At 73.2% G+C, this 12,580-nt stretch carries 7 protein-coding genes; 3 read left to right on the top strand and 4 right to left on the bottom strand.

Going from position 1 to position 12,580, the window contains the following annotated elements; translation table 11 throughout:
- The first annotated feature begins 6 nt into the window (after nucleotides 1-6).
- Complete coding sequence (locus OG871_RS05150) at nucleotides 7-2,067, top strand: SpoIIE family protein phosphatase (protein WP_371494476.1); 2,061 nt, start codon at nucleotides 7-9, stop codon at nucleotides 2,065-2,067.
- Complete coding sequence (locus OG871_RS05145; RefSeq protein ID WP_371494475.1) at nucleotides 2,064-3,917, top strand: SpoIIE family protein phosphatase; 1,854 nt, start codon at nucleotides 2,064-2,066, stop codon at nucleotides 3,915-3,917. The genes OG871_RS05150 and OG871_RS05145 overlap by 4 nt, the downstream gene beginning before the upstream one ends.
- An 88-nt stretch (nucleotides 3,918-4,005) precedes the next feature.
- Here OG871_RS05145 and OG871_RS05140 read toward each other — a convergent pair whose 3' ends face one another.
- Nucleotides 4,006-6,636 carry a SpoIIE family protein phosphatase gene (locus OG871_RS05140; protein WP_371494473.1) on the bottom strand — a complete coding sequence of 877 codons (2,631 nt, stop codon included), beginning with the start codon at nucleotides 6,634-6,636 and terminating at the stop codon, nucleotides 4,006-4,008.
- 561 nt (nucleotides 6,637-7,197) lie between these two features.
- Here OG871_RS05140 and OG871_RS05135 point away from each other — a divergent pair.
- Nucleotides 7,198-8,601, top strand: coding sequence for a nucleobase:cation symporter-2 family protein (locus OG871_RS05135; RefSeq protein ID WP_371494471.1), 1,404 nt, complete (start codon nucleotides 7,198-7,200; stop codon nucleotides 8,599-8,601).
- 126 nt (nucleotides 8,602-8,727) lie between these two features.
- Here the strand turns inward: OG871_RS05135 and OG871_RS05130 are convergent, their stop codons facing one another.
- The 3 genes from OG871_RS05130 to OG871_RS05120 are packed head-to-tail and all read right to left on the bottom strand — an operon-like array spanning nucleotide 8,728 to nucleotide 12,573.
- Nucleotides 8,728-9,396 carry a sarcosine oxidase subunit gamma gene (locus tag OG871_RS05130; RefSeq protein ID WP_371494469.1) on the bottom strand — a complete coding sequence of 223 codons (669 nt, stop codon included), beginning with the start codon at nucleotides 9,394-9,396 and terminating at the stop codon, nucleotides 8,728-8,730.
- A complete protein-coding gene (locus OG871_RS05125; protein ID WP_371494467.1) occupies nucleotides 9,386-12,283 on the bottom strand; it encodes a sarcosine oxidase subunit alpha family protein in 2,898 nt (965 codons plus the stop codon). The genes OG871_RS05130 and OG871_RS05125 overlap by 11 nt, the downstream gene beginning before the upstream one ends.
- A complete protein-coding gene (locus OG871_RS05120) occupies nucleotides 12,280-12,573 on the bottom strand; it encodes a sarcosine oxidase subunit delta (RefSeq protein WP_371494465.1) in 294 nt (97 codons plus the stop codon). The genes OG871_RS05125 and OG871_RS05120 overlap by 4 nt, the downstream gene beginning before the upstream one ends.
- Nucleotides 12,574-12,580 lie beyond the last annotated feature (7 nt).

Raw genomic sequence — 12,580 nt, 5'->3', positions numbered from 1 at the left:
GAGGTCGTGGCGCAGATCCTGCGGTCGGCGCCGGACCTGCTCGACGCGCACATCGGCGGCCTCTACCTGCTGTCGGAGGACCGGCACCAGCTCGAACTGGTCATGACACTAGGAGCGGCTCGGCAGTTCACCAGACCGTGGCAGCACATCGGTATGGCCTCGCCGATCCCGGTGGCCGAAGCGGTGCGCGGCGGCCAGGTCGTCTGGGTGGGCGGGGCGGAGGAGATGGCGCGCCGGTTCCCGAGCGTCGCGGTCGCCATGCCGTACACGTTCTGCCTCGCGGCCGTTCCGCTCGTCGCGCGGCGGACCTCGTACGGGGCGCTGTTCGTGATCTGGCCCGCCGCACATCCCCCGGAATTGTCGCCCCGCGAACGCGACGGGCTCGACGCGCTCGCACTGCGCCTGGCCGAGGTTCTGGCGGAGGCGGCCCGGGGGGAGCGTCCGATCCGCCCCGGCCCACGCCCCGCGGTGGCGGAGGACCGTCCCGTCGGCTCCTTCACCGCGATGGCACGACTGCCCGAGGGTATCTGCGACATCGACCTGGACGGTCGGCTGGCCGCGGTCACACCGGCCGCCGCGGAGCTGCTGGGCGAGCCGGCCGAGCGACTGCTGGGCGCGCGGCCGTGGGCGGCGCTGCGGTGGCTGCGCGATCCGGTCTACGAGTACCACTACCGGGCGGCGGTGATCGGCGGGCAGCCCACCTCGTTCGTCGCACTGCGGCCGCCGGACCGGTGGCTGTCGTTCCAGCTCTTCCCGGACGGCTCCGGACTCACCGTGCGGATCGCCGCCGCCGACGACGACGCCGACCGCCGCGACCGGCCCACCGAAGGACCCGCCGCGCGGGCGGTGCACACACGGCCCGGAGCGCTGTACCACCTCCTCCACCTCGCCGGCGCGCTGACCGAGGCCATCAGCGTCCAGGACGTGGTGAGCATGATCTCCGAGCAGATCGTGCCGGCCTTCGGCGGCCAGGCCGTCGCGGTCCTGATGGCCGAAGGCCGCCGACTGCGCATCGTGGGCCACCGCGGCTATCCACCCGGCCTGGTCGACCAGTTCGACAGCACCCCGCTGACGGAGACCACGCCCGGTGTCCAGGCGTCGACCAACCCCGTGCCGGCGTTCTTCGAGACCCGCGCGGAGCTGGAGCGGCTCTACCCCGACCGGCACGAGACGCAGGACGGGATGGCCGCCTGGGCCTACCTGCCGCTGGTGACCTCGCGCAGGCTGATCGGCACCTGCGTGCTGGCGTTCGCCGAGCCGCACACCTTCGACGTGGAGGAGCGCGCCGTCCTCACGTCACTCGGCGGTCTGATCGCCCAGGCCCTGGACCGCGCCCGGCTGTACGACACCAAGTCCGTCCTGGCCCACGGCCTCCAGGAGAGCCTTCTGCCCCGTGCGCTGCCCGTCGTCCCGAGCCTGGAGGTCAGCGCCCGCTACCTGCCGGGCACCGCGGGCATGGAGGTCGGAGGTGACTTCTACGACCTCATCCGCGTCGGGGCCGACTCCGTCGCCGTGGTCATCGGCGACGTCCAGGGCCACAACGTCAACGCCGCCGCCCTGATGGGCCAGATCCGCACCGCCGTCCGCGCCTTCGCCGCGGCCGACGCCGATCCGAGCGCCGTGCTCGCCCGCACCAACCGCCTGCTCGCCGACCTGGACACGGCGCTGCTGGCCAGCTGTGCCTACCTGCTCGTCGATCTCGCCCGCCGGGAGGCCTGGCTGGCCAACGCGGGCCACCCGGTGCCCCTGCGGTACGGCCCGGACGGCCGGGCGGAAGCGCTGGAGCCGCTGACCGGCATGGTGCTGAACGTCGACCCCGCCGCCGAGTACCCGCGAATCCGCATCGACCTACCGATCGGCACCACTCTGGTCCTGTACACCGACGGCCTCATCGAGGTGCCCGGCGCCGACCTCGACCAGGCGCTGGCCGACCTCACCGCCACGCTCGCCCGCCACGGCGGTGAACCACTCGACCGACTGGCCGACGCGCTCATCGGCCAGGCCGGACAGGCTGAGCACCGCACCGACGACATCGCGCTGCTCCTGGTCCGGTCCGTCCCCCGGTGAACCGCGACGGGAAGGAGACCGATTCCGTGGCACGCACGCCCCTGCTGGCCGTACGCGGCGTCTCCAAGCGGTACGGCGCCGTACAGGCGCTGAGCGACGTCGACCTCGACATCGGCGAGGGGGAGGTGGTCGCGCTGGTCGGGGACAACGGTGCCGGCAAGTCGACCCTGGTCAAGGTCGTCTCCGGGGTGTCCCCGCCGGACAGCGGAGTGATCGAGTGGGAGGGCCGACGGGTCGACCTCCGCAGGCCGGTCGACGCCCAGCACCTCGGCGTCGCCACCGTCCACCAGGACCTGTCGCTGTGCGACAACCTCGACACGGTCGGCAACGTCTTCCTCGGCCGGGAAGTGCGCAGATTCGGCATCCTCAACGAGGTCGAGATGGAGAAGCGGTGCCGCAGGCTGCTGAACGACCTGTCCATCCGGATCCCCAGCCTGCGCGTGCCGGTCGGCACCCTCTCCGGCGGCCAGCGTCAGACCGTCGCCATCGCGCGCGCGATGATCGGAAAACCCCGGATCGTGATCCTGGACGAGCCCACCGCCGCCCTCGGGGTCGGACCGACCGCCCTGGTCCTGGAACTGGTCGAGCGGCTGCGGGCCCAGCAGCTCGGCGTACTGATGATCAGCCACGACCTGGACAACGTGCGGGCGGTCGCCGACCGGGTGGTGGTGCTGCGCCTCGGCCGTAACAGCGGCTCCTTCGACACGAAGTACGCCACCCAGGAGCAGATCGTCTCGGCCGTCACGGGTGATCACAGCACGGCCGTGAGCCTGCAGCAGAGCCTGCTGCCCCGCGGGCTGCCCGAGCAGGACGCCCTCGACGTCGCCTACCGCTACCTGCCCGCGCAGTCGGGTGTCGGCGGAGACTGGTTCGACGTCATCCCCCTGTCGGGTGCCCGCGTCGCGCTGGTCGTGGGAGACATCGTCGGGCACGGTGTGCAGGCGGCCGCCACCATGGGTCGCCTCAGGACGGCCGTGCACAACTTCTCCATGCTGGACCTGCCCCCCGACGACCTCCTCGCGCACCTCGACGAACTGGTCAACCGGATCGACAAGGACGAGGCCGCCATGAGTGGCGAACCCGGGATCACCGGAGCCACCTGCCTGTACGCGATCTACGACCCGGTGTCGCGCTCCTGCGAGCTGGCCCGAGCCGGCCACCTGCCGCCCGCGCTCATCGCGCCCGACGGCACGGTGGAGTACCTCGACCTGCCGGCCGGACCTCCGCTCGGCGTGGGCGGCCTGCCCTTCGAGACCGTCCGGGTGCGGGTACCCGAGGGCGGCCGGCTGGTCCTGTACACCAACGGCCTCGTCGAGGACCGCCGCCGGGACATCGACTTCGGACTCGAACTCCTGCGCGGTACCCTCGCCGGCGCCGACCGGACGCCGGAGGAGACCTGCGACGCGGTGCTCGACACGCTGCTGCCCGCGAGCTCGACGGACGACGTCGCACTTCTCGTGGCCCGCACCCGGGCGTTGCCGCCCGACCGGATCGCCCGGTGGGACGTCCCGCTGGATCCGGCCGCCGTGGCGGGCGTCCGGGCCGAGGCCGTCCGGCAGCTGGCCGAATGGGGGCTGGCGGAGCTGGAGTTCGCCACCGAGCTGATCCTCAGCGAGCTGATCACCAACGCGATCCGCTACGGCAGCGGACCGATCGACGTCCGCCTCCTTCGGGACCGCACGCTGATCTGCGAGGTTTCGGACACCAGCAGCAGCTCCCCGCATCTGCGCTACGCCGCGGCCACCGACGAAGGCGGACGTGGACTGTTCCTCGTCGCCCAGCTCGCCGAGCGCTGGGGGACCCGCTACACCCCCGACTGCAAGATCATCTGGGCGGAGCAGCCGATCTGAGGAGAGGCTTCCGGGCGACCTCCTCGGGTGACCTCCTCGGGCGGGCTCGTCGGGCGGGCTCGTCACCCGGGCCGGTCTCCCGGGCCCGTCACCCGGGTCGGTACTCGGTGAGCAGCAGGGCGATGTCGTCGGAACGGTGCGGGGAGCGCAGGGCCTTGCGCAGGAGCTGATCGGCGAGTTCCTCGAGGTTTCCGGCGGCGGCGTGGGCCAGCGAGGCCCGCAGGTCGTCGATGCCCAGGTCGATGTCCCTGTCGCGTTCCTCGACGAGGCCGTCGGTGTAGAGGGCGAGGATCGAACCGCGGGGGAGGTCCAGCCGGGTCTCCGGGTAGGTGCTGCTGTCGTCGATGCCCAGGAGCGGGCCGCCCGCCAGTTCCAGTACCTCGGTTCCGCCGTCGGGACGGCGCAGCAGCGGCGGGCAGTGCCCGGCGCGGACGGCGTGGGCACGGTCGGCGTCCGGCTCGATGCGGATGTAGCAGCAGCTGGCGAGCAGCCCGGGGTCGAGGTCGACCAGAAGCCGGTTGGTTCCGGCCAGGACGGCGCTGGGGGAGTGGTCGGCCGTGACGAAGGCCCTTACGGCGCTGCGCAGTTGGCCCATGATTCCGGCCGCCGCGACGCTGTGGCCCTCGACGTCTCCGACGACGAGGGCCACGCCGCCTCCGGTGGGGATCACGTCGTACCAGTCCCCCCCGATGTTCATCCCGCTGGTGCCGGGCAGGTACCGGCCGGTGGTGCGGATGCCGGGCAGGACGGGCAGCCGGTGCGGCAGGAGTGCGTTCTGCAGGCCGTGGGCCAGGGCGGACTTCTCGTCGTAGAGGCGGGCGCGTTCGAGTGCCTGGGCGATCAGACCGCTGAGCGAGGTCAGGACGTCCCGGTCCTTGGGGGTGAAGTGGTGGATCTCGTCGAAGCCGAGGATGCAGGTGCCGACGGGACGGCTGGAGGCGACCAGCGGCAGGTAGGCCCAGGCCCCGATGCCCTCCACCGAGTAGGCCGGACGGCCGTCGGTGAGGTCCTGCCGGGACTCGATGAACAGGGGGACGCCGGAGGTCAGCGTCTCCGTTCCGGGCAGCGGGGTGTCAAGCGGTTTGCCTTCCAGCCAGTGCAGGAAACGGTCGTGGTAGCCGCTGTGGAAGAGCAGGTGCAGGCGGCCTCCGTCGATCACGTAGATGGCCAGATGCTGTCCGCCGAAGGCCGGCAGGAGCTGGTCGGAGACGACGTCGCACACCTCGTCCGTGGTGACCGCCTCGGTCAGCGCGCTGCTGAGCTGCAGCACGCGGTAGATCGCGCCCAGGCGCGCGGGCGCGGCCTGGGCCGGCGGTGGGCCCGGCGCCGGATGGCCGGACCCGGAGACGGCCGGAGCGGTCGCCTCCCCGGGTGCCTCCCGTGCCCCGGACGCTCCAGGCGGCGAGTGCGGCGAGTGCGGCGAGTGCGGCGGTGCGGAAGGCACCACCCGGCCGGTCACGCCGTTCGCGTCCGGGTGAAGGGAGAAGGCGAGCCACCGGTCCGGCGGGCGGTGGGCCAGAAAGGTGGTGGGCTGCTGCGAGACCATCGCGGCCCGGTGCCGGTCCTCGTAGGTCGGGTCGGACAGCCAGGGCAGGACATCCCACAGGCGGCGGCCGAGCAGCTCCGGCACGGGCACGCCGAGCAGCTGCTCCAGGCTGCGGTTGGCGTAGGCGACCCGCCCGTCCGGGGCGAGGGAGAAGAGTCCGTCCCGCAGCCGCTCCACGGCGGTGACGGCTGCGGCGCCGGCTGCGGCGTCGAGCACGCAACCGACCAGGTGGGTCCGCACCCCCTCCCCGGGCGCCTCCGGTACCCGGCCCCACAGCTCGACGGTGCGGTACCCGTCGGCGACCCGGATGCGCAGACGCCGCGCGAGCACCCTGCCGTCCGCGGTGGCCTCGCGGGCCGCGGCCCGGAGCGAGACCCGGTCGCCGGGGTGGAGCCGGGAAGCGAGCGTGTCGGCCCGGCCGTCGAATGCGCCGGGCGTCAGCCCGAAGATCGCGCACAGCTCGTCGTCGGCGACCACGGCCCCGGTGTCGAGCCGCCAGTCGAACAGGCCGACCCGCACGGCCGGCGCGGTGGGAGCCGGGACCTCGATGGGCACCGTGGTGGCGTCGTACGCGAAGGCGCCTCCGCGGGCCCGGAGGTCGGCGAGGGTCGCGCCGAGCCGGTTGGCGATGGCCCGAAGGCGGCGGAGCTGGGCTCTGGACAGCCCCGCGCCCCCGGGGGGCGCCGCCCACACCACCGCCAGCGCCCCCAGACTCTCCTGCCCGGCCCTGACCGGCACCGACGCCGAGCCGAACGCGTACGGCAGGGCCACCGCGAGCTGGGGATAGCGTCGCATCGTCTCGCCGGCGTCGGCCAGATGGATCGTCCGGCCCGACCGGTAGGCCGCTGCCACCGGAATGGGGCTGTTGACCGGGATGAGCCGCCAGCCGCCGAGCAGGGACGGCGACGCACCGCAGCTGGCGGTCAGCACGATGGAACGGCCGTCCCGGGAGCGGAGGAAGACGCTCCCGGCATGGGCGCCGGTCTCCCCGAGGGCCTTGACGACGGCCGCCACCAGGGCGTCCTCGCGCTCCGCTGCCACACTGGCCGGCTCCCCGGCCTCGGCCGCCCGTCCGGGAAGGTCAGCACCTGCCGCGGCGCCCGCGTCCGGGTAGGTCGCCGTGTCGTTGCTGACCTGCGGTGTCGCCCGTGCCACCGGCTCGCGCCGACTCATGCTCCCGATGTACGTCCGGCTGACGACGCTGTCAAGGCGGACCGGGTGGAGACCAGGGGCGGCCACCCGTTCCGGAGCGCCCTCGGCCCCGGTGCGCCGTCCACCGGCCGGCTGCCGCACGCCCGGGCGTGGCGAGGCGCGCGCCGGGAGCAGGCGGCCCGCCGCCCGCCCCGTACGGCTCGCCGTGCTGGTTGTGGGCGAGGCCCGGCCGCCCGTCCTCGACGCAGGCGGACCTGACGGTGTGGCGGTGGGGCGCCGGTGAGGGGTGGTTCGAGCCGCGCTTGGAGGAAGCCACAGATTCCGCGGCGTCGTGCGGCGGTCGAACGAGAGCTCTTGACGGTTCGGGCGGCGCTTTCTACATTCTAGGCAACGCCGAATCTCGGAATTCAGATTCCGTCTCGCGGAAGTCATCTCATGGGTTGGAGCCTGTTCGCCGCAGGTTCCGGCAGGTGGGCGACGGTACCGTCGTCCGCCGGGGTCGTCCCAGCGTCACCGTGTCCGTCCCGCACCTCGGTAGTCGTTCCCGGGCCCGAAGCCACTTCGGATGTGGAGGGACGACCCATGGGACGTCGGACAGTGCTCACGAGGCCCGAGACGCCGCAGCACCCGGTCGACGAGCTGCTGCCGCCGGGCCGGATGGCGACCGTCGCGCTTCAGCACGTCGCCAGCATGTACGCCGGGGTGGCCGCGCCGCCGCTCATCATCGGCGCCGCAGCCGGCCTGGCCCCGGCCCAGCTCACCACCCTGCTGGCCGCCAGCCTGTTCATCGCCGGCATCGCCACTCTGCTGCAGACGCTGGGGATCTGGGGGGTCGGCTCGCGACTGCCGTTCGTCAACGGCGTCTCCTTCGCCACGGTCTCGCCGATCCTCGCCGTGATCGAGGCGAAGAAGGGAGCGGCGCTGCCGCTGATCTTCGGCTCCACCCTGGTGGCCGGCCTCTTCTGCTTCCTGCTGGCACCCCTCTTCTGTCGGCTCGTCAGATTCTTTCCGCCGGTGGTCAGTGGCACGGTGATCACGCTGATCGGGGTCTCGCTGCTCCCGGTCGCCGGGAACTGGGCACAGGGCGGCAACTCGCAGGCGCCCGACTACGGTTCGCTCGCCAATCTGGGCCTCGCCGGGCTCACCCTGCTCGCCGTGGTGCTCTTCAACCGCTTCCTGCGCGGCTTCCTGCAGCGGATCTCGATCCTGCTCGGCCTGCTGGTGGGCACCCTGACCGCGATCCCGCTCGGCAAGGTGAACGCGCACGCGCTCGGCAGCCTGCCGGTCTTCGAGCTGCCGCACCCGTTCGCCTTCGGCGCGCCGCAGTTCAAGGCCGCCTCGATCATCTCGATGCTGGTGGTGATGGTGGTGTCGATGACCGAGTCGACCGCCGACATGATCGCGCTCGGTGAAGTCGTGGAGCGGCCCGCCGACAACCGCACGATCGCGGGCGGCCTGCGGGCGGACGGGCTCGCGACGGCCTTCGGCGGGGTGTTCAACGGCTTCATCTGCTCGGCCTTCGCCCAGAACATCGGGCTGGTGGCGCTGACCAGGATCCGCAGCCGCTTCGTGGTGGCGCTGGCGGGGGCCTTCCTCGTGGTGATGGGCCTGGTGCCGGTGGTCGGCGGGCTGGTCTCGCTGGTGCCGCAGCCGGTACTCGGCGGCGCGGGTGTGGTGCTCTTCGGCTCGGTGGCGGTGGCGGGCATCCGCACGCTGGGCAAGGCGGACCTGAGCGCCGGGTCGAACGCGATCATCGTGGCCGTCAGCCTCGCCTTCGGCATCTTCCCGATCGCCTACCCGGCCTTCTACCAGGCCTTTCCGGATCAGATCGCGACCGTGCTGCACTCGGGCATCTCGGCGGGCTGCCTGCTGGCGGTCACGCTGAACCTGCTCTTCAACCACCTGGGCCGGGGGCGCGAGGTACCACCCGCACATGTGCCGCAGGCACAGATCGCGGCCCTGGGACGGGTGGGGGACCCGGTCTGACCTGGCACGCGGGCCGGGGCCGGGGCGCACCCGGTGTCCCGGCCCGCCCCGATCGCCGCGCGGTCGACCGCGATTCCGGTACGCACCCGGTTCGGAAAGAGCACGAGCTCACGGCGGCAGGCCGGCTCAGGCCGTGAGCGGGGGATGGCGGTACTCCTCCATCGCGTCCAGGAGCCAGTCCGTCAGGTACTGCGCGAAGGACCCCCGCACGAGCAGCCGGTAGGTCGGCTCCGCGTCGACCTGGTGGAGGATCACATTGACCTTGCCGAGCAGCGTCTGTGCGCAGCGGCCCGGCCCGAAGACGCGGGGGTGCAGGTCGAGCGCGCAGCCCTTCTCCAGGACCAGGCGGGCGGCGGGGCCGGCCAGTTCGAGCGTGGTGCGGTTGGCGGAGACGTCCACGACCGATCCGGGCTCGTCCGCCAGCGCAGTCCGCAGCAGCTCGGCGGTGGCGGGTGCGGAGCCGTCCGGGCCCACCACGAGCCACTCCTGCGGGCCCAGCCAGAGGACCTGAGGACTCCCCGGCCCGGTGTCGGTGACGGTGTTCGGGTCGGTCGGCAGCGGCGAGCCGAGCGTCGCGGCGATCCTCCCCCTGCCTCCGCCTGGGGGCACCCCCGGCCGAAGGCTGGGGGAGGGTTCCCCCATGGTGGCCGGCCCGTGCGGGTGGAGCTGGAGATCGAGCTGCGCGAGGAAGGGCACCTCGCGCAGCCGAACGCCCCGCTCTCCGTCGGTCGAGTGCGCTGCGAGGACGTCGGCGAGGTGGCCGAGCGGGCTGCGCCGCAGGGTGTCAGCCGTCACGGCGGGTTCCCTTCGGGTCGTAGAGGACGGTGTCGGTGATGGTCGCGGCGATCACGCCGTCGGGCAGCGGTGCGTAGACCGTCTCGCCCAGCCGCTCCCGCCCGCCCGCGACGAGCGCCAGGGCGAAGGTGCGGCCGAGTGCCGCGCTGCGGTAGCTGGAGGTGACGTGCCCCAGCGCCTTCGTGGGCGGCGACACCTCGGCGTCCGCCACCAACTGCGAGCCCTCCGGCAGCAGCACGGCGGGATCCACGGGCAGCAGGCCGACCAGCTGCCTGCGGTCGCCGCGCTCGGTGTCGGCGCGGCGGAAGGAACGCTTGCCGATGAAGTGCTTCTGCCGGGAGACGATCCACTCCATGCCGAGGTCCTGCGGGGTGACCGTGCCGTCGGTGTCCTGGCCGACGATGGGGTAGCCCTTCTCGGCGCGCAGCACGTGCATGGTCTCGGTGCCGTACGGGGTGATGCCCAGCGGTTCGCCGGCCCGGATGACGGACTCCCAGACGGCGAGGCCGTACCAGCTCGCGACGTTGATCTCGAAGGCCAGCTCGCCGGAGAAGGAGATCCGGCAGATCCGGGCCTCCACGCCGCTCGCGAGGCGGGTCCGACGGGCCGTCATGAAGGGGAAGGCGTCGTTCGACACGTCCAGGTCCGGGGCCAGGGCTGCGACGACCTCGCGGGACCGTGGGCCGACGACCGCGACCGTGGCCCACTGCTCGGTCACCGAGGTGAGCCGCACGCGCAGCTCGGGCCATTCGGTCTGCAGCCACTCCTCCAGCCAGTCCAGGACGCCCGCGGCGTTCCCGGTCGTGGTCGTCATGAAGTAGTGGTCGTCCGCCAGGCGCAGGGTCACGCCGTCGTCGAAGACCATGCCGTCCGCTCGGCACATCACGCCGTACCGCGCGGAGTTGACGGCCAGCTTGGCGAAGCCGTTGGTGTAGACGCGGTTCAGGAACTCGCCCGCGTCGGGGCCGACGACGTCGATCTTGCCGAGCGTGCCGGCGTCCATGACGGCGACGCCTTCGCGGGCCGCGCGGCACTCGCGCTCCACGGCCGCCTCCATGGACTCCCCGGGCCGGGGGTAGTACCAGGGGCGCTTCCACTGGCCGACGTTCTCGAAGACCGCGCCGTGCTCGACGTGCCAGGGATGGACCGAGGTGGTGCGCACCGGGTCGAAGAGGGCGCCGCGCTCACGCCCGGCGAGCAGCGCGAAGGAGGCGGGCACGTACGGGCCGCGGTAGGTGGTCGTGCCGACCTCGCCCGGCGAGCGGGCGCCGAGCAGCCGGGCGATGACGCCGGTGGCGCTCACCCCGGAGGCCTTGCCCTGATCGTGTGCGGTGCCGATGGTGGTGTAGCGCTTGATGTGCTCGACGGAGCGCATTCCGGCCCGGATGGCGCGCTGCACGTCCGCGACCGTCGCGTCGCGCTGGAGGTCGACGTAGTGGTCGTTCCAGTCGGCGGGGCCGCCCGTCTCGCCGGGCACGATCCACACCGGCCGCGGCCGGGCCGGCGGGCGGTCGCCGGAGCAGGGCGGCGGCGAGGCCACGGCGGTGGGGAAGCCTGCCAGGCCGGCCGCCTCGGCTCCGGCGGCGAACCCGTCGCCGAGGCACCCGGCGAGGTCGAGGACGCCCCGGGCGGATCCGACGCTGACGACGTCCTGCGCGGCCTGCGCGGGGACGAACGCGGCCGACTCGTCGTCGTAGCGGGTCGTGCCCTGGGACTGGCTCCACAGGTGGACGGCCGGGCTCCAGCCGCCCGAGACGGCGAGCAGGTCGCAGGCCACCTCGCGGACGGGGCCGCTGATCGAGTCGTCGGCATCGAGCCCGGCGATGCGGACCGCCGTGATCCTCCCCCAGCCCCTGGCCGGGGGGACCCGCATCTCACCCCGGGTGCCGACCACGGCCGATCCGGTGAGGACGTCGATCCCGGCGCCGCGCGCGGAGTCGACGAGCTCGGCGGGCGGCTGCGGCCGGGTGTCGACCAGCGCCGCCACCTGCGCACCGGCCGCGACCAGGTCGAGCGCGGTGGCGTAGGCGTGGTCGTTGGTGGTGAGGACCACGGCCCGGCGGCCGGGGAGTACGGCATACCGGTTCACGTACGCGCGCACGGCGGCGGCGGACATGACGCCCGGCAGGTCGTTGCCGGCGAAGACCATCGGCCGCTCGTGGGCTCCGGTGGCCAGGACCACCCGGCGGGCCCGGATGTGCCACAGGCGCTGGCGGGAGATGCCGGGGACGGGGTGCGGGCCGAGGTGGTCGGTGCGGTGCTCGGCGACGAGCAGGTAGTTGTGGTCGTAGTAGCCGATCGCCGTGGACCGGTCGAGGATCCGCGTGTCGGCCTGCGCGGCGAGCTCCGTACGGGTGTCCGCCGCCCAGTCGAGCGCCGGGCGGCCGTCGATCGACTCCCGCCCCGCGAGCAGGGATCCACCGGCTTCCGGCTGGTCGTCGACCAGGACGACGCGGGCGCCGCAGCGCCCGGCGGCGAGGGCCGCGGCGAGTCCGGCCGGGCCGCCGCCGACGACCAGGACGTCGGTGTGGACGTGCATCTTGTCGTAGACGGCCTCGTCGGGGGTCGGGTCGAGGCGGCCGAGGCCGGAGAGGCTGGTCGCCGAGAGGCCCTCGTACAGCTCGATCGTGGTCGCGAGCCGCATCGGCTCCGAGCAGGGCCCGTCGATCTGGACCAGCGCGTTGGGCTCCTCCGCGCCTGCTGTGGCGATGCCGCGCGGCCGCCTGCCGTAGAGGCTGGGGGCGACGTGCAGCACGCCGTTGGCGAGCAGGGCGGAGGCGAGCGTGTCGCCGCGCAGGCCGGTGTACTCCATGCCGTCGAAGGTGAAGCGCAGGGGGGCGGAGCGGTCGACCCGTCCGCCGTGGGGGAGACGGTGGGACTGCGTCATGCGATCACCGGCTTCGGCTGGCCGGCCGCCACCGGGCGATTGCTCTGCACGGCCAGGATCTCGTGGGTGACGGTGTGGCGGACGACGTTGAACCAGCGCCGGCAGCCGGCGGCGTGAGACCAGCGCTCCGCGAAGGGGCCCTTGGTGTTGTCGCGGACGAAGAGGTACTCGCCCCACTCGCCGTCGGACAGGCCCTCCGGGTCCGCCGGGTAGGCGACGTGGGCCTGGCCGCCGTAGTGGAACTCGAGCTCGTCCCGTTCGCCGCACCAGGGACAGGCGATCAGCAGCATGTGTGGT

Source organism: Kitasatospora sp. NBC_00374, from assembly GCF_041434935.1.
Lineage (GTDB): Bacteria > Actinomycetota > Actinomycetes > Streptomycetales > Streptomycetaceae > Kitasatospora.
This window is presented reverse-complemented; position numbering and strand designations above follow the sequence as displayed.

Excerpts from the sequence above, each read along its gene's own strand:
- OG871_RS05140 (WP_371494473.1), bottom strand. The coding sequence starts at position 6,636 with ATGAGTCGGCGCGAGCCGGTGGCACGGGCGACACCGCAGGTCAGCAAC.
- OG871_RS05135 (WP_371494471.1), top strand. The coding sequence starts at position 7,198 with ATGGGACGTCGGACAGTGCTCACGAGGCCCGAGACGCCGCAGCACCCG.
- OG871_RS05125 (WP_371494467.1), bottom strand. The coding sequence starts at position 12,283 with ATGACGCAGTCCCACCGTCTCCCCCACGGCGGACGGGTCGACCGCTCC.
- OG871_RS05120 (WP_371494465.1), bottom strand. The coding sequence starts at position 12,573 with ATGCTGCTGATCGCCTGTCCCTGGTGCGGCGAACGGGACGAGCTCGAG.